At 71.5% G+C, this 20,708-nt stretch carries 17 protein-coding genes and 2 tRNA genes; 6 read left to right on the top strand and 13 right to left on the bottom strand.

Annotated elements, in window-relative coordinates:
• The first annotated feature begins 77 nt into the window (after positions 1 to 77).
• Entirely contained in the window at positions 78 to 401 is a 324-nt protein-coding gene (locus LUZ64_RS15525) for a DMT family transporter (RefSeq protein ID WP_095584066.1), read from the top strand.
• On the opposite strand, the gene LUZ64_RS15530 is transcribed toward LUZ64_RS15525, so the two are convergent.
• Genes LUZ64_RS15530 through LUZ64_RS15540 form a run of 3 tightly spaced genes read right to left on the bottom strand, consistent with a single transcriptional unit; the run spans position 367 to position 4,449 of the window.
• Positions 367 to 2,472 carry an ABC transporter ATP-binding protein gene (locus LUZ64_RS15530; protein ID WP_095584065.1) on the bottom strand — a complete coding sequence of 702 codons (2,106 nt, stop codon included), beginning with the start codon at positions 2,470 to 2,472 and terminating at the stop codon, positions 367 to 369. The two genes, LUZ64_RS15525 and LUZ64_RS15530, sit on opposite strands and share 35 nt — an antisense overlap.
• Positions 2,469 to 3,440 (bottom strand): ABC transporter permease, encoded by a 972-nt coding sequence (locus LUZ64_RS15535; RefSeq protein WP_095584064.1) that lies wholly within the window; start codon positions 3,438 to 3,440, stop codon positions 2,469 to 2,471. The genes LUZ64_RS15530 and LUZ64_RS15535 overlap by 4 nt, the downstream gene beginning before the upstream one ends.
• A gap of 25 nt (positions 3,441 to 3,465) precedes the next feature.
• Positions 3,466 to 4,449, bottom strand: a complete 984-nt coding sequence (locus tag LUZ64_RS15540; protein WP_095584063.1) for an ABC transporter permease — start codon at positions 4,447 to 4,449, stop codon at positions 3,466 to 3,468.
• 169 nt (positions 4,450 to 4,618) lie between these two features.
• On the opposite strand from LUZ64_RS15540, the gene LUZ64_RS15545 reads away from it, so the two are divergent.
• Positions 4,619 to 6,319, top strand: coding sequence for an ABC transporter family substrate-binding protein (locus tag LUZ64_RS15545; RefSeq protein ID WP_095584062.1), 1,701 nt, complete (start codon positions 4,619 to 4,621; stop codon positions 6,317 to 6,319).
• Here the strand turns inward: LUZ64_RS15545 and LUZ64_RS15550 are convergent.
• On the bottom strand, positions 6,312 to 7,007 hold the full coding sequence (locus tag LUZ64_RS15550) for a TetR/AcrR family transcriptional regulator (RefSeq protein ID WP_095584061.1): 696 nt from the start codon (positions 7,005 to 7,007) through the stop codon (positions 6,312 to 6,314). The two genes, LUZ64_RS15545 and LUZ64_RS15550, sit on opposite strands and share 8 nt — an antisense overlap.
• A gap of 125 nt (positions 7,008 to 7,132) precedes the next feature.
• Here LUZ64_RS15550 and hisN point away from each other — a divergent pair, with 125 nt between their 5' ends.
• Positions 7,133 to 7,927 carry a histidinol-phosphatase gene (gene hisN, locus LUZ64_RS15555; RefSeq protein WP_095584060.1) on the top strand — a complete coding sequence of 265 codons (795 nt, stop codon included), beginning with the start codon at positions 7,133 to 7,135 and terminating at the stop codon, positions 7,925 to 7,927.
• 263 nt (positions 7,928 to 8,190) lie between these two features.
• Positions 8,191 to 8,592 (top strand): CBS domain-containing protein, encoded by a 402-nt coding sequence (locus LUZ64_RS15560; protein WP_095584059.1) that lies wholly within the window; start codon positions 8,191 to 8,193, stop codon positions 8,590 to 8,592.
• Between the two features lie 135 nt (positions 8,593 to 8,727).
• Here LUZ64_RS15560 and LUZ64_RS15565 read toward each other — a convergent pair whose 3' ends face one another.
• Positions 8,728 to 10,221 carry a catalase gene (locus tag LUZ64_RS15565; RefSeq protein WP_095584058.1) on the bottom strand — a complete coding sequence of 498 codons (1,494 nt, stop codon included), beginning with the start codon at positions 10,219 to 10,221 and terminating at the stop codon, positions 8,728 to 8,730.
• A 144-nt stretch (positions 10,222 to 10,365) separates the two neighbouring features.
• Here LUZ64_RS15565 and LUZ64_RS15570 point away from each other — a divergent pair, with 144 nt between their 5' ends.
• Positions 10,366 to 10,782, top strand: coding sequence for a Fur family transcriptional regulator (locus LUZ64_RS15570; RefSeq protein ID WP_095584057.1), 417 nt, complete (start codon positions 10,366 to 10,368; stop codon positions 10,780 to 10,782).
• 128 nt (positions 10,783 to 10,910) lie between these two features.
• Here the strand turns inward: LUZ64_RS15570 and LUZ64_RS15575 are convergent.
• The 4 genes from LUZ64_RS15575 to LUZ64_RS15595 all read right to left on the bottom strand — a co-directional run bounded on the left by LUZ64_RS15575 (position 10,911) and on the right by LUZ64_RS15595 (position 16,307).
• A tRNA-Met gene (locus LUZ64_RS15575) sits at positions 10,911 to 10,984 on the bottom strand.
• Between the two features lie 137 nt (positions 10,985 to 11,121).
• Positions 11,122 to 12,993, bottom strand: coding sequence for a tetratricopeptide repeat protein (locus tag LUZ64_RS15585; RefSeq protein WP_095584056.1), 1,872 nt, complete (start codon positions 12,991 to 12,993; stop codon positions 11,122 to 11,124).
• Between the two features lie 247 nt (positions 12,994 to 13,240).
• A tRNA-Met gene (locus tag LUZ64_RS15590) sits at positions 13,241 to 13,314 on the bottom strand.
• A 53-nt stretch (positions 13,315 to 13,367) separates the two neighbouring features.
• The gene (locus tag LUZ64_RS15595; RefSeq protein ID WP_095584055.1) at positions 13,368 to 16,307 is read right to left on the bottom strand and encodes a UPF0182 family membrane protein; all 2,940 of its coding nucleotides are present in this window, start codon (positions 16,305 to 16,307) and stop codon (positions 13,368 to 13,370) included.
• Between the two features lie 144 nt (positions 16,308 to 16,451).
• Between LUZ64_RS15595 and LUZ64_RS15600 the strand changes: the two genes are divergently transcribed.
• Positions 16,452 to 17,045 (top strand): PPA1309 family protein, encoded by a 594-nt coding sequence (locus LUZ64_RS15600; protein ID WP_232390246.1) that lies wholly within the window; start codon positions 16,452 to 16,454, stop codon positions 17,043 to 17,045.
• A 95-nt stretch (positions 17,046 to 17,140) separates the two neighbouring features.
• Here LUZ64_RS15600 and LUZ64_RS15605 read toward each other — a convergent pair whose 3' ends face one another.
• The 4 genes from LUZ64_RS15605 to LUZ64_RS15620 all read right to left on the bottom strand — a co-directional run bounded on the left by LUZ64_RS15605 (position 17,141) and on the right by LUZ64_RS15620 (position 20,556).
• The gene (locus LUZ64_RS15605; RefSeq protein ID WP_095584054.1) at positions 17,141 to 18,229 is read right to left on the bottom strand and encodes a YlbL family protein; all 1,089 of its coding nucleotides are present in this window, start codon (positions 18,227 to 18,229) and stop codon (positions 17,141 to 17,143) included.
• 121 nt (positions 18,230 to 18,350) lie between these two features.
• The gene (locus tag LUZ64_RS15610; RefSeq protein ID WP_095584053.1) at positions 18,351 to 18,530 is read right to left on the bottom strand and encodes a hypothetical protein; all 180 of its coding nucleotides are present in this window, start codon (positions 18,528 to 18,530) and stop codon (positions 18,351 to 18,353) included.
• A gap of 337 nt (positions 18,531 to 18,867) precedes the next feature.
• Positions 18,868 to 19,335 carry a molybdenum cofactor biosynthesis protein MoaE gene (locus tag LUZ64_RS15615; RefSeq protein ID WP_095584052.1) on the bottom strand — a complete coding sequence of 156 codons (468 nt, stop codon included), beginning with the start codon at positions 19,333 to 19,335 and terminating at the stop codon, positions 18,868 to 18,870.
• Positions 19,336 to 19,431: 96 nt separating this feature from the next.
• Complete coding sequence (locus LUZ64_RS15620) at positions 19,432 to 20,556, bottom strand: SDR family oxidoreductase (RefSeq protein WP_095584051.1); 1,125 nt, start codon at positions 20,554 to 20,556, stop codon at positions 19,432 to 19,434.
• Positions 20,557 to 20,708: the final 152 nt, after the last annotated feature.

The following is a 20,708-nucleotide window of genomic DNA, read 5'->3' on the forward strand; positions in this document are numbered from 1 at the left end:
CGTTTGCGGGTGACCGTCAGCGGCAAGGGCAACAGCACCGGACGGACGGCGGTCACCGAGCAACGGGAGGCAATCTGATGGCGTGGCTGCTGGTGGTGGTCGCCGGTCTGCTGGAAACCGGCTTCGCCGTCTGTCTCAAGCTCTCGCACGGCTTCACCCGGCTCTGGCCGACCATCGCCTTCGCCTGCTTCGCGCTGGGCAGCTTCGGTCTGCTGACGCTCTCCCTGAAGAAGCTCGACGTCGGCCCGGCCTACGCGGTGTGGACGGGCATCGGCGCGGCCGGCACCGCCCTCTACGGCATGGTCTTCCTCGGTGACCTGGTCTCCACCCTCAAGCTCGTCTCCATCGGTCTGGTGATCCTGGGGGTCATGGGGTTGCAGCTGTCGGGGTCGGCGCACTGACGCGCTCCGCGAAGTGGCAGGCCGCCGTCCGCTCCGGCCCGAACGCCCGATCCTTGGGCCGCTCCCGCTCGCAGCGCGCCCGCTCGTCCGCGGCCAGCCCCGCGTAGACCGGGCACCGGCCGCGGAAGCGGCAGCCGGGCTCCCTCAGCACCGGGCTCGGCGGGTCGCCGGCGAGGAGGATCCGCTCCCGGTGCCGCTCCCGCGCGGGGTCCGGCACGGGCACGGCCGAGAGCAGGGCCCGGGTGTAGGGGTGGCGGGGGCGGGCGAAGACCTCCTCGACCGGGCCCGACTCCACGGTCCGGCCGAGGTACATCACGCTGACGCGGTCGGCGATGTGCCGTACGACGGCGAGGTCGTGGGAGACGAAGAGGTAGGCGAGGCCCAGCTCTTCCTTGAGCCGCCGCAGCAGGTTGAGCACGCCGGCCTGTACGGACACGTCGAGCGCGGACACCGGCTCGTCCAGGACCAGCAGCTCCGGCTCCACGGCGAGGGCCCGGGCGATCCCGACGCGCTGCCGCTGGCCGCCGGAGAACTCGTGCGGGAAGCGGCCGGCGTGGGCGGCCTCCAGGCCGACCAGGCGCAGCAGTTCCGGTGTCCGCCGGGCCACGGTCGCGCGGCTCGCGCCCTGGGCGCGCAGCGGTTCGGCGACGATGTCGCCGACCGGCATCCTGGGGTCGAGGCTGGCCATGGGGTCCTGGAAGACGATCTGCACGGAGCCCCGCAGGGCATGCGCTTGACGCTTCGTCAGTTCGCTGGTGGACCGGCCGAGGAGTTCGACCTCGCCGGCCTCGGGGGCGGCCAGCCGCAGGATCTCCATGAGCGTGGTCGACTTGCCGGAGCCGGACTCCCCGACGAGGCCGAGGGTCTCGCCGCGCCGGATGTCGAGGTCCACGCCGTCGACGGCGTACACGCTGCCGGCGCGGCGGCGGAAGGCGCCGCCCTTGCGGACCGGGAAGGTCCGGGCGAGGCCCCGCACCCGGAGCACGGAGGGCAGTTCGCCGCGGGGCACGACCTCCCTGGCGGGGGTGTGTTCGGGTACGGGGTACAGGGCGGCCGGGTCGGCGGCGGGCGGTTCGAGGCAGGCCGCGAGGTGGTCCCCCGCGCCGGTGAGGGCGGGTTCGGTGGTGGCGCAGGCGTCGGCGGCGAGGGGGCAGCGCGGTGCGAAGGCGCAGCCCTGGGGCAGCAGGTGGAGCTCGGGCGGTGAGCCGGGTATCGGGGTGAGCGGGCGGTCCGCGGCGTCGGGCCGGGGCACGGCCCCGAGGAGGCCGATGGTGTAGGGCATGCGGGGCGCGGCGAACAGCTCGGCGGCGGGGGCGCTCTCGACGACCTTGCCCGCGTACATCACGGCGACCCGGTCGGCCATGCCGGCGATCACCCCGAGGTCGTGGCTGACGAGCAGCAGGGCGGCGCCGGTCTCGCGGCGCGCGGTCCGCAGCACGTCGAGGATCTGGGCCTGCACGGTGACGTCGAGGGCGGTGGTGGGTTCGTCGGCGAGGAGGACGTCGGGGTCGTTGGCGACGGCCATGGCGATCACGGCCCGCTGGCGCATGCCGCCGGAGAACTCGTGGGGGTAGGCGTCGGCGCGGCGGGCGGGCTCGGGGATGCCGACGAGGTCGAGGAGTTCGACGGCGCGGCGGCGTGCCCGGTCGCGGGAGACGTCCTGGTGGGCGCGGACCGCCTCGGCGATCTGGTCGCCGACGCGGTGGACGGGGGTGAGCGCGGAGAGCGGGTCCTGGAAGACCATGGCGATCCGGCGGCCGCGGATGCCGGACAGGGCCCGGTCGCCGAGGCCGAGCAGCTCGGTGCCGGCGACGCGTACGGAGCCGTGCACGCGGGCGGTGCGAGGCAGCAGGCCCATGGTGGCGAGGGCGACGGTGGACTTCCCGGAGCCGGATTCGCCGACCAGGCCGAGGACCTCGCCGCGGCGCAGGGTGAGGTCGACGCCGCGGACGGCGGGCACGGGCCCGTCCGGGCCGTCGAAGCCGACCTTCAGGCCGCGGATGTCGAGGACCGGCGGGCCGTCGGCGAGGGGGGCGCCGGTGAGGGGGACGTCGGTGAGCGGGGCGCTCATGGGCGCGTTCCCTTCCGGCGCGCGCGGCGCCTCTTCTGTGCCGGGGTCCGGTCGGAGGTGGGGTCCAGGGCGTCGCGGAGGCCGTCCCCGAGGAAGTTCACGGCGAGGACGAAGAGCACGAGCAGTCCGGCGGCGAAGAAGAACATCCACGGGTAGGTGAGGGCGGCGTCGGAGCCGTCGGCGATGAGGGTGCCGAGGGAGACGTCGGGCGGCTGCACGCCGAACCCGAAGTACGACAGGCCGGTCTCGCTCATCACGGCGCCGCCGACGGCGATGGTGGCGTCGACGATGAGGAAGGAGGAGACGTTCGGCAGGATGTGCCGGAAGACGATGCGCAGCGGGTGCACGCCCATGAGTTCGGCGGCGCGGACGAAGTCGCGCTCCTTCAGGGAGCGGGTCATCGAGCGGACCACCCGGGCCGTGATCATCCAGCCGAAGACGGCGAGCAGGCCGACGAAGGCGAGCCAGCCGGTGTCGCGCAGCCGGGGCGAGACGATGGCGATGATCAGGAAGGCCGGGAAGACGAGCAGCAGGTCGATGAAGAAGGTGACGAGCCGGTCGGTCCAGCCGCCGAAGTAGCCGGCGCAGGCGCCGACGACGGAGGCGAGGACGGTGGCGAACAGCGCGACGAGCAGCCCGATGAGCAGGGATTTCCGCAGGCCGTGCAGGACTTGGGCGTAGACGTCCTGGCCGATGCGGGTGGTGCCCCACCAGTGGTCGGCGGAGGGGCCCTCGCGCAGGGCGGTGTAGTCGATGTCCGTGTGGTTCCACGGGGTGAGGTAGGGGCCGGCGAAGGCGAGCAGGAAGAGCAGGAGCAGCACGGCGGCGCCGACGACGGCGTTGGGGCTGCCGGCGAAGCGGCGCAGGGCGACGCGAGCCCGGCCGGGCGGGGCGGCCCGCTCGGGGGAGGCGTGCCGTTCCGGGGTGTGCTCCGGTCCGGCCGCGGGCGGGGTGGCGGTGGTGGTCATGGTGAGGGCCTCACTCGGTCAAGGCTCAGCTGGTGCGGACGCGCGGGTCGAGCGCGGCGTGGAGGACGTCGGCCAGGAAGCCCGAGAGCAGCACCATCACGGCGGCGAACACATTGACCGCGACGACGGAGTTGACGTCGCTCTTGCCGATGGAGTCGATGAACCAGGAGCCCATGCCGTGCCAGCCGAAGATCTTCTCGGTGAACGCGGCGCCGGTGAACAGCGCCAGGAAGCCGTAGGCGAAGAAGGTGGACATGGGCACGAGCGCGGTGCGCAGACCGTGGGTGAGGACGGCCCTGCGGTAGGTCAGCCCCTTGGCCCGGGCGGTGCGCAGGAAGTCGGAGCCGAGCACGTCGAGCATGGTGCCGCGCTGGTAGCGGCTGTACGCGGCGGCGGTGCCCAGGGCGATGGACAGGGTGGGCAGCAGCAGGTGGACGGCGCGGTCGCCGAGCAACGTGCCCACGGAACCGGTGAGTCCGGGGGTCTTCTCGCCGGTGAAGGAGATCAGCTCGGTGCCCGCGCTCTGATTCACCTTCATCGCGCCGACCTTGAGGAGCACGGCGAGGAGGAAGGTGGGCGTGGAGAGGAGCAGGAACGCGAAGACGGTGACCGCACGGTCGGAGAAACGATACTGCCGGAGTGCTCCCCAGGCCCCGGCGAGGATTCCGGCGGCCGTGCCGAGCACCGTGCCCGCCAGCAGCAGCCGCAGGCTGACGCCGATCCGGCGGCCGAACTCCTCGCCCACGCTGCCGCTGTCGATGGTGCGGCCGAGGTCGCCGCGCACGGCGTGCGAGAGCCAGGTGGTGAAGCGTTCGAGCAGCGGGGTGTGGTCGTTGATGCCGAGCGCGGTCAGCTGCGCCTCCACCGACTCGGCGGGCGGCGGGGGTTGGCGGCCCTCGAAGTAGCCGCGCGGGGACAGCGCGAGCGACGAGAGCACGTAGGACACGAAGACGGCCACGGCCAGGAGCACGGCGTAGTACCCGAGCCGTTTGGTCAGATAGGCGAGCACGGTGGGTGACGCTATCCGCTGGATGAAGCGGACTGGTTTCTTCATGTTTCAAAGGTGTTTCGGGCGTGATAAATGCTTCGAACGCCTATTCAACTGACCTGTTGGGACAGGAGTTACGTGCATACGGTGACCGGGCCCGTATGTCCGTCAGCCGAGAGGAACTCCGCCCATGATCAGCGCCGTCAGAGCCGCTGCCGTCGTCGCCGCGACCGTGTCCGCCGCGCTGGTGCTCACCGCCTGCGGAGGCGGAGGGAGCGGATCCGCCGATGACGACGCGCAGGGCAAGGCCGCGCCCGCGGCGGGCACGCAGGACCTCAACCCGCATCCGGCGGCCGACATCAAGCAGGGCGGCGTCTACAAGGTGGCGATCCAGCAGTGGATCAACCAGTACAACCCCAACCAGACGGACGGGACGCAGGGCGACGCCTCCGCCATCACCGAGCTGGTGGAACCTGACCTGTTCACCTTCGACGCCAAGGGCGTCCCGCATTCCAACCCGGACTTCCTCGCCTCCGCCAAGGTCGTCTCCACCGACCCTCAGGTCGTGTCGTACGAACTGAACCCGAAGGCCAAGTGGTCGGACGGCAAGCCGCTGGGCGTCGCCGACTTCGAGGCCCAGTGGAAGGCGCTCAGCGGCAAGGACAAGGGCTACCAGGTCGCCACCACCAGCGGCTACGACCAGATAGCCAAGGTCGAGCGGGGCAAGGACGACCACGAGGTCCGGGTCACCTTCGCCACCCCGTTCGCCGACTGGCAGCGGCTCTTCGACCCGCTGCTCCCGGCGTCCCTCAACGCCGACCCGGACAGCTTCAACAAGAGCTGGGCCGGAACCGTGCCCGTCACGTCGAACGCCTGGAAGGTCGGGCAGTACGACAAGACCGCGAAGACGATCACCCTGGTGCCGGACCCCGCCTGGTGGGGCGAGAAGCCGAAGCTGGACAAGTACATCTTCTGGGCCATGGACGGCACGGCCCGGACCGACGCGTATCTCAACAAGGAGATCCACGAGACCCCCGCGGTCACCCCCGAGGCGTACAAGCGGCTGAAGGACGACAAGGACACCGACTTCCGGGTCGGCGCCCGCTGGGACCAGGTGACGCTCAGCCTCAACGGCGGGCGCGGCCCGCTCCAGGACGTCAAGGTCCGTCAGGCGGTGACGCTGGGCGTGGACCGCGAGGCGCTGGTGAAGGTGGCCGGAAAGGACCTCCCCTTCCAGCCCAAGGTGGTGAACAACCACTTCTTCATGCCGAACCAGGAGGGCTACAAGGACAACGCGGGCGCCTTCGCCAAGCGCGACGTCGCACGGGCCAAGAAGCTGCTGGACGAGGCGGGCTGGAAGGACGGGGGCGCGGGCAAGCCGCGCGTCAAGGACGGCAAGCCGCTGACCCTGGAGTACGTGATGCCCTCCGACGCCAACGGGCTCGCGGAGGACCAGGCCAAGCTCACCCAGCAGATGCTCGGCGAGATCGGCGTGAAGACCGAGCTGCGCAAGGTTCCGGGCGACGACTACTTCGACCGGTACGTCCACCGGAGCAACTACGACCTCACACAGTTCCGCCAGGTCGACCGGGTCTACCGCTCCGACTCCTACCAGGACTACCGGCAGCCGGACGGCGACAACTCCTTCGGCAACTACGGCCGCGTCTCCTCGCCCGAGGTCGACAAGCTGATGGTGGAGGCGTCCCGGACCACGGATCCGCAGAAGCAGATCGCGCTCTACAACGAGGCGGACGCGAAGGTCTGGGAGCTCGGCCACTCCCTGCCGCTCTACCAGCGCCCCCAGATCCTGGCCGTCCGCAAGGGCCTCGCCAACACCGGCGCACCGGGGCTCGGCAGCGAGACGAGCGTCCGGATCGGCTGGCTCAAGTGAACCCGCCGCCGCGACCGTCGCCCACAAGAGCGCGGACCAGACGGGCGACATCCGCGGCGGCCTCGTCGTCCGGCCCGACCGGCGCGACCACATAGGAGAGCGTCAGCCGGACGGCCAGCTCACAGGCCCACGGCACCCCGCCCACCGGCCGGCCGGCGTCCCCGGCCGGCTCCGGCGCCCCGCCTCCGGCGCCCCTCGCGGGACCCCGCGCACCCGCGGTCCCGGCCGTGACCGCCTCGACGACACGGTCCCGGACGCCGTCGGCCAGGCCCCCCGGTGTCGGGGTGGCCCGGGCGGCGGCGGAGCCGGGCTGGACCCGGCGCGTGGGGTCGGCGGGGGCCGCCGCCGCGGGGACCCGGTCGCCCCGGCAACCGGTCAGCGCGGCCCGCACGAGGGGGTTGACACGGGCCGTACGCAGGATCCATAAGGCTCCGGCGGCGCAGCGCTCCCCCGCGTCCGCGCCGGGGCCGGGCCCGGCGAGGGCCCTGACGACCCCCGCGAGGAACGCCTCCGTCTCACGCCGCACCAGGGCGCGCGCCAGGCCGTCCTTGCTGCCGAATTCGTTGTAGAGCGTCTGCCGGGAGACCCCGGCGGCGGCCGCGACGTCGACCATCCGGACCCCGCTCCAGGGCCGGCTGCCGAGCGCCGCGAAGGCCGCGTCCAGCAAGAGCTCTCGTGCCGCGGGCATCGTCGCCTCCCCGGCCGTGCGGCCGCACGGCGGTCGTGCGCACAGAATTGACGTACCGCCATACGGTGTCAAGAGTCCTGGCGGGCCTCGGCCGACCGAAGGGCACCCACAGGTACTGTTCAGCCATGTCCGACTACCACGATGATCTGCGCCTGGCCCATGTCCTGGCGGACGCCGCCGACGCGGCGACCATGGACCGGTTCAAGGCTCTCGACCTCAAGGTCGAGACCAAACCGGACATGACTCCGGTGAGCGAGGCGGACAAGGCCGCCGAGGAGCTGATCCGCGGCCATCTGCAGCGGGCCCGTCCGCGCGACGCCGTCCTGGGCGAGGAGTTCGGCAGCGACGGCACCGGGCCGCGCCGCTGGGTCATCGACCCCATCGACGGCACGAAGAACTACGTCCGCGGGGTGCCGGTCTGGGCCACGCTGATCTCGCTGATGGTGCAGGGCGAGGGCGGCTACCAGCCGGTCGTCGGCGTGGTCTCGGCACCGGCCCTGGGCCGCCGCTGGTGGGCCGCCAAGGACTCGGGCGCCTACACCGGCCGCAGCCTGACGTCGGCGACCCGGCTCCAGGTCTCCCGGGTCGGCCGGATCTCGGACGCGTCGTTCGCGTACTCCTCGCTGAGCGGCTGGGAGGAGCGCGGGATGCTGCCGGGCTTCCTGGACCTGACCCGTGACTGCTGGCGGACGCGCGGCTACGGCGACTTCTGGCCGTACATGATGGTCGCCGAGGGATCGGTGGACATCTGCGCCGAGCCGGAGCTGTCCCTGTGGGACATGGCCGCCAACGTCGTCATCGTCGAGGAGGCGGGCGGCCGCTTCACCGGCCTGGACGGGGTGCCCGGCCCGCACAGCGGCAACGCCGTCGCCTCGAACGGCCTGCTCCACGACGAGCTGCTGGGCTACCTCCAGTCGTAGGTCGCGGACGCGGTGGCTCCGGGCGCCGTGGATCCCGGCCGTGGGTCCCGGCGGTCGATCCCGGCTTCGTGGGGCCGGGCGTCGCAGGGCCCGGCGCGCGCCCCGCTCCGGGGTGTCACGCCCCGGAGCGGGCGGCAGGGGCATTCCGGCGCCGCGCGCCCCTTGTTGTCCCCCCGGGACCGTGTGACGATGAGAACTCCATGCTTGTGAACTTGTGAATTCCTTCTCGGAGTTCACGGTCCGCCAAGGAGGTGGCTTCAGCCATGCTCGTCCGCGACGCCATGAGCACGGTGGTCCTCACCATCGGTCCCGCACACACCCTCCGACAGGCAGCACGGCTGATGTCCGCGCGCAGGATAGGCGCCGCGGTCGTCCTGGACCCCGATACGTGCGGGCTCGGCATCCTCACCGAGCGCGACATCCTCAACTCGGTCGGCGCCGGCCAGGACCCCGACCGGGAGACGGCCCAGGCCCACACCACCACCGACGTGGTCTTCGCGGCCCCCGAGTGGACCCTCGACGAGGCCGCGAACGCCATGTCGCGCGGCGGCTTCCGGCACCTCGTCGTCCTGGACGGCCAGGGGCCGGTGGGCGTGGTGTCGGTGCGCGACATCATCCGCTCCTGGGTGTCCCAGCGGGCGCGCGAGGGCGCGCTGTCGGCCTGAGGGGGCCGGACGGCTCCGGACAGGGCCCCCGCGGGCAGCCGGAGAGGCCGGAGCCCATTGGCGTCCGGCCTCTCCGTTCTTACGGCAAGCGGCTGGTGGGACAGCTCCCGCGGCGGTTCACCCGCCGCGGGGCGCTCAGCCGCGCAGGGCCTGGACGGCGGCTTCGAGCCGCTTGCCGTAGTCGGGGTCCGCCTGGCGGAAGTTGTTGATCGCGCGCTCGGCGATGTCGTCGCGCGACACCTTGGCGATGAAGCCGGCGAGGTTGCCGATCAGGCGCTCCTTCTCCTCCTCCGACATCAGCCGGTAGAGGTTGCCCGCCTGGACGAAGTCGTTGTCCTCGGCGTGCGAGGGGGCGGCGGTGTTGCCCGTCGCACCGGTCACGGGGACCGGCTGCCACAGCGGACGGCCGGTCTCGGCCGGGCCGCCGAAGCTGTTGGGCTCGTAGTTCTTGGCGCGGCCGTGGCGGCCGTCGTAGGCGTAGCCGTCGCGGCTGTTCGTCCGGGCCTCGGTGGCGTGCGGACGGTTCACCGGCAGGTGGTCGGCGTTGATGCCGACGCGGTAGCGGTGGGCGTCGCCGTAGGCGAAGAGCCGGCCCTGGAGCATCTTGTCCGGGGAGGGGCCGATGCCCGGCACGAAGTGCGCCGGAGAGAAGATCGACTGCTCGACCTCGGCGAAGACGTTCTCCGGGTTGCGGTTGAGCTCCAGCTTGCCGATCTCGATCGGCGGGTAGTCCTCGTGCGGCCACACCTTGGTGAGGTCGAACGGGTTGAAGCGGTACGTGGCCGCGTCGGCCGCCGGCATGATCTGCACCTGGACGGTCCAGCTCGGGAAGTCGCCGCGCTCGATGGCCTCGCGCAGGTCGCGCTGGTGGGAGTCCGGGTCCTCACCGGCGAGCTTGTTGGCCTCGTCCTGGGTGAGGTTCTCGATGCCCTGGTCGGTCTTGAAGTGGTACTTGACCCAGAAGACCTCGCCGGCCTCGTTGTTCCACTGGTAGGTGTGCGAGCCGTAGCCGTTCATGTGGCGCAGCGTCGCCGGGATGCCGCGGTCACCGAACAGCCAGGTCACCTGGTGGGTGGACTCGGGCGACAGGCCCCAGAAGTCCCAGACGTTGTCCGCCTCCTGCGAGCCGGTGTACGGGTCGCGCTTCTGGGTGTGGATGAAGTCGGGGAACTTGATGGCGTCCTTGATGAAGAACACCGGGGTGTTGTTGCCGACGAGGTCGTAGTTGCCCTCTTCGGTGTAGAACTTCAGCGCGAATCCACGGGGGTCGCGGACCGCGTCGGCCGAGCCGAGGTTGCCGGCGACGGTGGAGAAGCGGAGGAAGGTCTCCGTCTGCTTGCCGACCTCGGAGAGGAAGGCGGCGCGGGTCCACCGGCTGACGTCCGCGGTCACGGTGAAGGTGCCGTAGGCGCCGGCGCCACGGGCGTGCACCACGCGCTCCGGGATGCGCTCGCGGTTGAAGTGCGCGAGCTTCTCCATCAGGAGCTGGTCCTGGACCAGGACGGGGCCACCGATGCCCGCGGTCTCGCTGTTCTGGTTGTCCGCGACCGGAGCTCCGGACTCCGTGGTCAGCGGACCCGTCTGCGTCACGGCCTCGCTCTGAACCGACACGTCTGCCTCCGTCGTCATCTCGCCCTGCCACCTTGGCCTGAACCGAGCTCGATCCTACATTGGACTTTGTCTAAGTCAAGAAGAGGGAGAGATAAATATCAGGTCCAGTGATGGACGGGGCCCGCTGCTACGCTGGTCCCATCTGACTGATAGGTGAATGGCATGAGTGACCTGCTGGAACGGCTCCGGGGACGCGGCTGGCGGCTGACCGCGCAGCGACGCGTCGTCGCCGAGGTCCTCGATGGGGACCATGTGCACTACACCGCGGACGAGGTGCACGCCCGGGCGGCGGATCTGCTGCCGGAGATCTCGCGCGCCACGGTGTACAACACCCTCGGGGAGCTGGTCTCCCTGGGCGAGATCATGGAGGTGAGCACGGACGGACGCGCCAAGCGCTACGACCCGAACGCGCACCACGCCCATCAGCACCTGGTGTGTTCCCAGTGCGGCACGATCCGTGACGTCCACCCGTCGGGGGACCTCCTGGCGGAGCTGCCGCCGGAGGAGCGCTTCGGCTTCCAGGTCGCGGCCGTCGAGGTGACCTACCGGGGCCTGTGCCCCAACTGCGCGGCGGGCTGACGGCGGGCGGCCTCGCGCCGCCCGCGCTTCACCGTCCGCACACACATCCGCACATGCACGCGCTTCGTCATTCGCGTGCGCATACGACGAAGGCCCGGATCCTGAGGATCCGGGCCTTCGTCCGCAAGTAGCGGGGACAGGATTTGAACCTGCGACCTCTGGGTTATGAGCCCAGCGAGCTACCGAGCTGCTCCACCCCGCGTCGGTAACGCCACTCTAACCCGCCGGAGACGACCATGGCAAACGGGTGAGGCCCCCGGGGCCCGGGCCTGATCCCCGGGCCCCGGGGGCGGGGCCGGGAGACGGGCCCGGGAACGGCCCGGGAGACGGGCCCGGGGATCAGGCCGTCAGCTCCTGCTGCAACGCGTCGCGCAGGCGCGCCGCCCGCTCCGAGACCTCCGCCGGCCCCAGCTCCACGGCGCAGTCGCACCAGTGCCGGCCCTCCGTGAGGTCACCCCGCCGGGCCGCCAGCAGGGCCAGCCGCAGGGCGGCGCGGCCGTGGCCCGCCTCGGCCGCGCGGGCCCACCACAGGGCGGCCTCCGGCTCGCTGCCCTCGCGGGCCAGGAGCAGACCGAGGTTGAAAGCGCCGTTGCGGCTGCCCGCCTCCGCGGCCTCGCGGTACCAGTGCGCGGCCTCCACCACGTCGCCCCGCTCGGCGACGAGCATGCCGAGCCGGACCTGGGCGCGCCGGTGACCCTGCCGGGCCGCCTTGCCGTACCACTCCTCGCACTCTTCCCGCGCGTCGTCGTCGCGGTCGAGGAGGGCGCCCAGCCGGAAGGCCGCCTCGGCGTTGCCGCCGCGCACGGCGACCCGCAGATGGCGCTCGGCGGCCTCCTCGTCGCCGTCCCGCATCAGGGCCATGGCCACCTGGAGGGCGGCGTCGGTGTGCCCGGCGGTGGCGGCGCGCTCGTACCACTGGAAGGCCTGCCGGTCCTCGTCCCGGCCGGCGTAGAGGATGCCCAGGTTGAAGGCGGCGTCGACGCTGCCGGCCTCCGCGGCCTTGGAGAACCAGGGCTCGGCGCCCGCCGCGTCACCGCCCTGGAGCAGCAGCACGGCCAGGGCGTTCGCCGCCTCCTTGTGCCCGGCGTAGGCCGCGCGGCGGTACCACTGCTCGGCCTGGGCCGTGCGGCCCTGCTCGGCGCAGAGCAGGCCGAGGTTGTAGGCGCCGTTGATGTCGCCGGCGTCGAGGGCCGCGCGGTACCAGCGCTCGGCCTCGCCGGACTCGCCGCGGTCGGCGTGCAGGGCGCCCAGGGCGTTGGCGGCGTTGCCGTCGCCGTCCTGGGCGGCGCGGCGCCACCAGACGGCTGCGCTGTCGGTGTCACCGGCGTCGCGCAGCAGGAAGCCGAGCGCGCAGGCGGCGCGCGCCTCGCCGTCCTTGGCGGACGTCAGATACCAGCGGGCGGCCTCCTGGATCTCGCCGCGGCCCTCCAGGAGCGTGCCCAGGTGCAGGGCGGCGCGGCGGTGGCCGCGGGCGGCGGCCTGCCGGTACCACTGCTCGGCCTCGCCGGCCGGGCCGCCGTCCCGGCCGTCGGCCGCGGCGGCCCGCAGCTCGCGGACGGAGGTCTCCACGCCGCCGGGGCCGAGGCCGCCGGAGCGGGCGCGCGGCGCCCGGCCGCCCAGGATGCGCGCCAGGCGGTACGCCGCCTCGCGGTGGCCCCGCTCGGCGGCGGCCCGGAACCAGCGCTCGGCGCCGACGTCGCTGCGGTGCTCCAGCAGGTCGGCGAGGGCGTACGCGCCGAGGGCGTGCCCGGACTCCGCCGACTGGCGCAGCCAGTACTCGGCGGCGGGCTCGTCGCCGCGCTCGCGGTGATAGCGGCCGAGGGCGTGCGCGGCGGCGGCGGAACCGGCGACGGCGGCGATGCGCCACCAGCCGGCGGCCTCGTCGGCGTAGCCCCGCTGGTGCAGCAGGACGCCCAGGTTGTTGGCGGCCGAGCGGTCGCCGTCGGCGGTCGCGGCCCGGAGGTGGCGCTCCGCCCCGTCGAGGTCGCCACGGCGCAGCAGCAGGGCGCCGAGCATGCTCAGGGCGGCGGGGTCGCCCGTCTCCGCGGCGCGGCGGCGGGCAGTCTCCAGCTCGAGGTCGGCGGGGTCGCCCGCGTCGGCGGAATCCGCCGTCCGGGCGTACGCCGGCACTTCCTGTTCGCTCCCGTCACCGGGAGCTTCTACAAGCCGACCTGTCTCCCACAGCCTCGTCCTGTCCCCCATAAGCTCCATCGTCGCACCACCCGCAACCCGCGTACACCTGGTATGCCGCAGCCAGTGAGGTCACTTCAGCGTTTTGTCGACTTCCCGACTTCCCGACACGACGGGGCTCCAAACTCTCCACAGAAGCCCCGCACACAACCCGCACAGTCCGCGCCTCCCGGACACCTCGCGGTCCGGGCGCCTCACGGTCCGGTCCGCCCGGGTCCGGGCACACGACAAGGCCCGGAGTCCGAGGACTCCGGGCCTTGTCTTTGAGTAGCGGGGACAGGATTTGAACCTGCGACCTCTGGGTTATGAGCCCAGCGAGCTACCGAGCTGCTCCACCCCGCGCCGTTGTGGAACAACCGTACCACGGCGCGGGGCGGGGGCTTGTCCGCCGCCCGTCAGCTGTTCGGTTTACCGCCGCTGTCGGGCTTGTCGCCGCTGTTGCCCTTGCCGTCGCCCTTGTCCGAGCTCCCGGAGCCGGCCTCGGCCTTGGCGATCCGGTCCAGGGCGTCCTTGAGGTCCTTCTGGGCCTTGCCGTAGGCCGCCCAGTCCTTGGCCTCCAGGGCCTTCTCCCCGGCCTCGTACGCCGTCTGGGCGTCCTTGACGGCCTGCTTGACCGTGGCGCTCTCCGCGGGCGGCTGCGGCGTGCCCTCGGGCGGCTTGGTGGCCTCCGGGGGCTTGGTGCCGCTGTCGGCCTTGCCGCCGAAGATCTCCCCGAGCGCCTCGTCCAGGGTGTTCTTGAAGGCGGTCCGGTCCCCGTAGGTGACCAGCACCTTCTTCAGCAGCGGGTAGTTCGTGCGGTTGCCGCGCACGTACACCGGCTCCACGTACAGCAGCCCGCCGTCCAGGGGAACGGTCAGCAGATTGCCGTACTCGATCTCGGAGTCGCCCTTCTTGAGAATGTTGATCTCGTTGGCGATCTCGGTCTCGCTGTTGAACTTGCTCTGGACCTGCTGGGGGCCCAGCACCGGATTCTCGGTCGGCAGCTTCAGGATTCTGATCCTGCCGTAGTCCTTGCTCTTCGCGTCGGCGTCGATCGCCATGAAGGCGCCCAGGTTCTCCCTGCTCTTGGGGGTGAACGTGGTCGTCAGCGAGAACGCCTGCTGCGACTGGCCCGGCATCTTCATGCTCAGGTAGTACGGCGGGACCGCGTTGCCCTTGCTCTTGGTCGGGTCGTCCGGGACCTGCCAGCGCTCACTGCCGGTGTAGAAGGTGCCCGGGTCGGTGACGTGGTAGCGGGTGAGCAGCTCGCGCTGGACCTTGAAGAGATCCTGCGGGTAGCGCAGGTGGTCCATCAGGGTGCCGCTGATCTCGCTCTTCGCCTTGACCGTCCCCGGGAAGGCCTTCATCCAGGTCTTGAGGACCGGGTCCTTGGTGTCCCACTGGTAGAGCTTCACCGTGCCGTCGTAGGCGTCCACGGTCGCCTTGACGGAATTGCGGATGTAATTGACCTGGTTCTGCTGGGCCACCACGGCCCGCTGCCCCGTGGTCAGGGAATCCGCGGTGGTGTCACCGAGGGTGGTGCGGGAGGCGTACGGATATCCGTTGCTCGTGGTGTAGGCGTCCACGATCCACTGGATGCGCCCGTCGACCACGGCCGGATAGGCGTCGCCGTCGATGGTCAGCCAGGGGGCGACGGATTCGACGCGCTCCTTGGGCGTGCGGTTGTACAGGATCCGCGAGCCGTCGCCGATGGCGCCCGAGTAGAGGATCTGGGGCTCGCCGAAGGCCACCGCGTACGCGGCGCGGTTGACCGGGTTGGAGAGGCTCACACCGCTCTTGCCCTGGTACGAGTAGCTCTTCTCACCGCTGTCGCTGGAGTAGTCCAGCTCCTTCTGCGGGCCGCCCACGATGGAGTACTGCGTGGTCTTCTCGCCGTAGTAGACCCGCTGCTCGTACTTCTTGAGCATGCCCTCGGTGGGCAGGTTCTTGTCGGTGAAGTCCGGGGCGCCGGCGCCGTCGGTCGTCGTGCCCTTCGCGGTGATGGCGCCGTAGCCGTGGGTGTACTTGAAGTGGTCGTTGATCCAATTGCGCTCGGGAATGCCCTTGATGTTGAGCTCGCGCAGACCGATGACCGTGTCCTGCTCCTTGCCGTCGATCTTGTAGCGGTCGACGTCGAGGGTGGACGGGAATTGGTAGTAGCCGCGGATCTGCTGTTGCTGCTGGAACGTCGGCGAGACGATGTTCGGGTCGAGCAGGCGCAGGCTGGCCGTGGAGTTCGCCGCGGCGCGCAGCTTCTCCGCGTCCTTGCCCTTGACGTCGCTCGTGCCCTTGTAGTCCTTCACATCGGAGCCGTCGATGTCATAGGCCTCGCGCGTGGCCGTGATGTTCTTCTTGATGTACGGCGCTTCCTTGGCCTGCTCGTTCGGCTGGACCTGGAATTTCTGCACGATCGCCGGGTAGAGCCCGCCGATCAGGACCGCCGAGAGCACCATCAGGCCGAAACCGATCACCGGCAGCTGCCAGGTACGGCGCCAGAGGGTGGCGAAGAACAGCACCGCGCAGATCAGCGCGATGATGAAAAGGATCGTCTTGGCCGGCAGATAGGCGTTGGCGTCCACATAGCGCAGACCCGTCCAGCCGTCCGTCGACTTCAGCCCGCTGGACTTCACCGCCAGGCCGTACCGGTCCAGCCAGTACGCGATGGCCTTCAGCGTCACGAAGAGGCCGAGCAGGACGGAGAGGTGCCCGGTGGCCGCCGCGGTGGCCCGGCCGCCCGGACTGGTCAGCCGCAGGCCGCCGTAGAGGTAGTGCACCAGGGCGGCGGCGATCAGCGACAGGACCGCCGCCGCGAAGCCGAAGCTCAGCAGGAAGCGGTACCAGGGCAGATCGAAGGTGTAGAAGGAGATGTCCTTGTGGAACTGCGGGTCCTTCTGCTGGAAGGACACGCCGTTGATCCACATCAGCCACGTGCGCCACTGCCCGGCGGCGGAGGCTCCCGCGACCAGCCCGACGAGCGCGGAGACCGCGAGCAGCACCCACTTCTTGTACGGGGCGATGCTCATGCGGTAGCGGTCGAGGCTCTGCTGCTCCATCGACATCGCGCTCAGCGGCGGCCGCAGCCGGTGGGCGAGCCAGATGTTGACCCCCACCACGACGGCCATCAGAAGCCCGAAGACGGCGAAGAGGCCGACCTTGGTACCAAGGGTGGTGGTGAACACCGAGGAGTACTTCACCGAGCGGTACCAGAGCCAGTCCGTCCAGAACCCAGCGAACATGACGAAGAGCATGGCCAGTGCGGCCAGCACGCCCAATGTCATCAGCAGGGTCCGGATCCGCCGGGACGGGCGGCCGACTCTGATCCGTGGCCCTGACGGGCCTCCGCCGCGGTCCGGCATCTGGAAAGCCAAGGTGCGCACCTCGAAGTTCGCTGTCAATGGAGCTGTCGATCAGGGCCCAGTGATCCTAGGGCCCACGATGGCAACTTACCGAGGCTTTACTCAGTTCCCGTTTTTGGTCACTCTCAGGGCACGATATTGAGCATGCCCAGCACTTCCAGCCTTCCCGACCCCCACGACGCCTCCGGCGCCGCCGCCCCGAACACCCCCATGGCGGCGAACCCCCTGACCCGCGCCGTCCTTGAGATCGACGAGTACGCCTCCACCCTCGGCTGGGACCAGCCGGCCCGGCTGTTCGCCCTCGTCGACACCGCCAAGCTGCGGGCCCAGGAGCCCGGCCTGGCCGCCCAGCTCGGCCTGGACGCCGACGCCACGGCCGGCTCGTACACCCCGATCGAGCAGGACGAGGTGCCCGCCGGCACGCCGCTGGACAAGTTCCTCGGCACGATCGCCTGGCCGGACGCGGTGACCGGGTGCGCCCTGACCGTGGAGCGCCTGATGCTGCCGCCGTCCGCCGAGGGCACCGTGCCCAACGGCCTGAACGAGAAGCAGCTCGCCAAGTGGGTCGCCGCCCACCCGGACCGCCAGGAGGTCCGGATGACGGTGGCGGTGCTGCGCGACGGCGCCCGCGACTCCGCCGTGCGACTGCGGGAGAAGGACTCCCCGACCGAGGTGCTGACCGGCGCCGATCTGGTGCCGGGGCTGGCGGAGGCACTGTCCGCCACGTTCGCCGACTGAGACCGGGCAGCCGGAAACCTACCGATTTATCCGCTAGAACGCCGGGCGGGCTGGATCCTCCAGCCCGCCCGGCGTTTTTGGCGAAGACCGTGCGGTCAGCCCCTGGCGCACTGCGGCAGGCCCGCCGCGTCGCCCTTGCGGATCTTCTCCAGGGACTTCATCGCGTCGCCGATGGTGTCGACCTTGACCAGCGTCAGCCCCGACGGAACGTCCTTCGCCGCCGCGGCGCAGTTGGCCTTGGGCGTCAGGAAGTAGCGCGCGCCCTTGGAGCGCGCGCCTACCGTCTTCATCTCGATGCCGCCGATCGGCCCGACCTTGCCGTTCTCGTCGATCGTGCCCGTACCGGCGACGAACTTGCCGCCCGTGAGGTCGTCCGGCGTGAGCTTGTCGACTATCCCGAGGGCGAACATCAGGCCCGCGCTCGGACCGCCGACGTCCGTCAGCTTGATGTCGATGGTGAACGGGAAGGTGTGGTCGGTGCCCGCCTGGATCCCGACGATCGCCCGCTTGTCGTCGGTCGCCTCGCCGGTGGTGAGGGTGACGGTCTGCTCGCCCTTCGGCTCCCGCTTCTCCTTCTCCGCCGCGGCCGCCTCCTTGGCGGGCACGATCACGAACGACACCTTTTCGCCCGGCTTGTGCCCCGTGACGAGCTTGGCGACATCGCCGGGCTGCTTGATCTCCGTGCCGTCCACGGACTTGATCACGTCACCGGCGTGCAGCTTGCCCTCGGCCGGGCTGCCCTTGACGACGGACGCCACGACGACGCGGGTGCCCACCGGGATGTCCAGCTGCTTGAGCGCCGCGACCTTGGCGCTCTCCTGGGACTGGCTGAACTCCTCAGCGGTCTCCTGGTTCAGCTGGTCCGGGGTCTTGTCGTCCGGATAGAGCGTGCTGTGCGGGACGACGAGATTGTCGTGGCCCAGCCAGCCGGCGATCGCTTCGACCAGGTTCATCCGGTACTGGGAACCGGTGACGCGGACGGTCGTCATGTTGAGGTGACCGGAGGTCGGATACGTCTTGCGGCCGGAGATCTGGAGCACCGGCTCACCGCCGTGCTCACCCAGGGTGTTGTAGGTCGGCCCCGGCGACATCTCCGAATACGGCACGGGGATCAGCACCCCGGCACAGATCAGCGCGATCAGTGTCAGGAGGGAGGCGAGCATCGTCGCGGTGCGGCGGGGCATGGAACGACAGTACGGGACCGGTCGGGCGGTCCACCCGCGGGGCGGTCCGTCCGGGGAAGCGGGGGGCGCGCGGCCTCACGCGGGGCGCTCGGGACGGGCCCGGCGCCGTTCCGGACGGCGCTCAGGAGACTCCGCTGCCGGTGTCCGAGCGCTCCATCGCCTCCCGGAAGCGCGCGTAGCCGGCGAGCTCCGAGACGTCCCCGGTTCTCCGGTTGCGGGACGCGTACGCAGCCCAGGTGCCCCACAGCGCCGCGACGACAGCCGCGGCGACCGGGATCAGCAACCACACGAGCGCTGTCATGCCACCCTCCCGACCCTCGCGCCACCATGACTGACTGATGAGCAGATTAATCTTCCGCCCCCTCAACGCTCACGTCAGGGGGCCGGTTACGCAAGCGGAACGCACCCGTCAGGGGTGGGGGTGGCTCAGGACGATCCAAAGGGGGCCGAATCAGGCCCCCACCCTCCCCCGGCTAACGCTGGGAGGTACCCCCGATGTCCCGCTCGAGGGCGCTACGCGCCCACCCTCCCCCAGCTAACGCTGGGAGGTACCCCCAATTTCGCCGCTCGAGGGCGCTACGCGCCCACCCGCCCCCAGCTACCGCTGGGAGGTACCCCCGATGTCCTGTCCGAGGGCGCTACGCGCCCACCCACTCTTCTGTCCCGTCCGAGAACCTCTGGTGCTTCCAGATCGGCACCTCGTTCTTGAGGTCGTCGATCAGCCGGCGGCAGGCGTCGAACGCCTCCGCGCGGTGCGGGCAGGAGACGGCCACCACCACGGCCAGGTCACCGACGGCCAGGTCGCCGACCCGGTGGACCGCGGCCAGCGCGCGTACCGGGAAGTCCGCCGCGACCTTCTCCGCGACCCGGCGCAGCTCCGCCTCGGCGGAGGGGTGCGCGGAATAGCCGAGCCCGTCGACGTCCGCGCCACCGTCGTGGTCACGGACCGTGCCCACGAAGAGGGCCGTGCCACCCGCCGAGGACTCGCCGACCGCCGCGAGGACCTCGTCCACGGACAGGGGGGTGTCACGGATCGCGAGAAGGCGGACGGGGTCCGTGGCGGCGAGCTCGCCGGGGTGGTCATGTGTGCGGGCCATGCGGTCCATCGTGCCGCACCCGCGGGGCGGCGGACCACGGGCGGGCGGTCTTCTGTGCGACCACTCGCGCGTGCGACCCCCGAGGGGGCCGCGCACCCGGCACCGTCAGAGCCTGCGGCGCGCCTTACGGGCGCGGCGGACCACGGCGGCGGCGCCGAGCAGTGCCACGGTCGCCCCCGCGGCGCCCGCGGCGGTGGCGTCCTTGCGCCCGAGGCGGCGGCCCGCGACCGTGTGCCGGCCGGCGACCTCCGCCAGCAGCTCCGCGAGGACCTCCTCGTTGGTCCAGCGGGGCCGCCAGCCAGCGGCGTGCAGCCTGCTGCCGCTGACCACCCAGGGGTGCATCGTGTATTCCAGGTCGCCCGCGGGCGAGGGGGTCAGGCCCAGGCGGTGCAGCCGGGAGGCGGCGCCGAGCGCGACGGCCGAGGGCAGCTCCATGCGCCGGATGCCGGTGAGCTCCTCGACCTCCTCCTGCTCCAGCCAGCCGTCGCAGCCGACCGCGAGCTCCCCCTCCGCCTTCTCCAGGGCGGCGAACTCCAGAGCGCTCACCAGATCGTCCACGTGGCAGAACTGCCAGGTGGGCCGGGATCCGGCGACGACCAGGAGACGCGGTGACTCGAAGTAACGGGTCAGTGCCGTGTCGGTGCCGCCGACGAGGACGGCCGGGCGCAGCACCGTGACGTTCAGGCCGGGGTGCGCGCGGGGCGCACGCCTGGCGAGCCGCTCTATCTCGAGCAGGTCTCCCACTCCGGTCGCCTCGGCGGTGGCGCGGAGCTCGGCGTCCTCGGCGAGGGGCACGTCGTTGTCGGGGAGGGCGCCGTAGACCATGGCGGAGGTGCAGAGCACCACCCGGTGCACCCCGGCGGCCGCGGCGGCCGTGAGCACGGTCTGGGTGCCCCGGACGTTGTAGGCGGTGCGGGCGGCGGGGTCGGTCTCCAGGTCCAGGTCGAGGGCGAGGTGCACCACGACGTCGGCGCCGCGCAGCTTCTCGGCGATGGCGGGGTCGCGCACGTCCAGGACGTGCCACTGCGCCTCGGGCACGTCGCCGCGGCGCTCGTCGATGGCGACGACCCGCCTGACCTCCTCGGAGGCGGCGAGGCGCCGCGTGAGCAGCGCGCCGACGCCGCGGGCGGCGCCGGTGACCGCGACGACGGGTCGCCGGGCATGCGGGCGCGTGGTGTCTCGCGCGGAACCGTTTCGCGCTGCGCGAACTTCTCGGTCGGGGGAACTCACCGGGCGTCTCCAGCGGTTGTCTTCAGTACGTACGTGAGATGACGCGTACGGACCAGGTGACGTCCATCCTGCCGCAGGCCCCGGGTCGGCGAAGCACCAAGCCCGGATACCGGCGAGGTGTCTACGCTGGGTGGTGTTGTCGGGCATTCGCC

It is taken from the genome of Streptomyces albireticuli (assembly GCF_021228125.1).
In the GTDB taxonomy this organism is placed as follows: domain Bacteria; phylum Actinomycetota; class Actinomycetes; order Streptomycetales; family Streptomycetaceae; genus Streptomyces; species Streptomyces albireticuli.

Bases quoted from the DNA above. Each gene is read 5' to 3' on its own strand.
- LUZ64_RS15525 (WP_095584066.1), top strand. From the start codon at position 78: ATGGCGTGGCTGCTGGTGGTGGTCGCCGGTCTGCTGGAAACCGGCTTC.
- LUZ64_RS15530 (WP_095584065.1), bottom strand. From the start codon at position 2,472: ATGAGCGCCCCGCTCACCGACGTCCCCCTCACCGGCGCCCCCCTCGCC.
- LUZ64_RS15535 (WP_095584064.1), bottom strand. From the start codon at position 3,440: ATGACCACCACCGCCACCCCGCCCGCGGCCGGACCGGAGCACACCCCG.
- LUZ64_RS15545 (WP_095584062.1), top strand. From the start codon at position 4,619: ATGATCAGCGCCGTCAGAGCCGCTGCCGTCGTCGCCGCGACCGTGTCC.
- LUZ64_RS15550 (WP_095584061.1), bottom strand. From the start codon at position 7,007: ATGCCCGCGGCACGAGAGCTCTTGCTGGACGCGGCCTTCGCGGCGCTC.
- hisN (WP_095584060.1), top strand. From the start codon at position 7,133: ATGTCCGACTACCACGATGATCTGCGCCTGGCCCATGTCCTGGCGGAC.
- LUZ64_RS15560 (WP_095584059.1), top strand. From the start codon at position 8,191: ATGCTCGTCCGCGACGCCATGAGCACGGTGGTCCTCACCATCGGTCCC.
- LUZ64_RS15565 (WP_095584058.1), bottom strand. From the start codon at position 10,221: ATGACGACGGAGGCAGACGTGTCGGTTCAGAGCGAGGCCGTGACGCAG.
- LUZ64_RS15570 (WP_095584057.1), top strand. From the start codon at position 10,366: ATGAGTGACCTGCTGGAACGGCTCCGGGGACGCGGCTGGCGGCTGACC.
- LUZ64_RS15585 (WP_095584056.1), bottom strand. From the start codon at position 12,993: ATGGAGCTTATGGGGGACAGGACGAGGCTGTGGGAGACAGGTCGGCTT.
- LUZ64_RS15595 (WP_095584055.1), bottom strand. From the start codon at position 16,307: ATGCCGGACCGCGGCGGAGGCCCGTCAGGGCCACGGATCAGAGTCGGC.
- LUZ64_RS15600 (WP_232390246.1), top strand. From the start codon at position 16,452: ATGCCCAGCACTTCCAGCCTTCCCGACCCCCACGACGCCTCCGGCGCC.
- LUZ64_RS15605 (WP_095584054.1), bottom strand. From the start codon at position 18,229: ATGCCCCGCCGCACCGCGACGATGCTCGCCTCCCTCCTGACACTGATC.
- LUZ64_RS15610 (WP_095584053.1), bottom strand. From the start codon at position 18,530: ATGACAGCGCTCGTGTGGTTGCTGATCCCGGTCGCCGCGGCTGTCGTC.
- LUZ64_RS15615 (WP_095584052.1), bottom strand. From the start codon at position 19,335: ATGGACCGCATGGCCCGCACACATGACCACCCCGGCGAGCTCGCCGCC.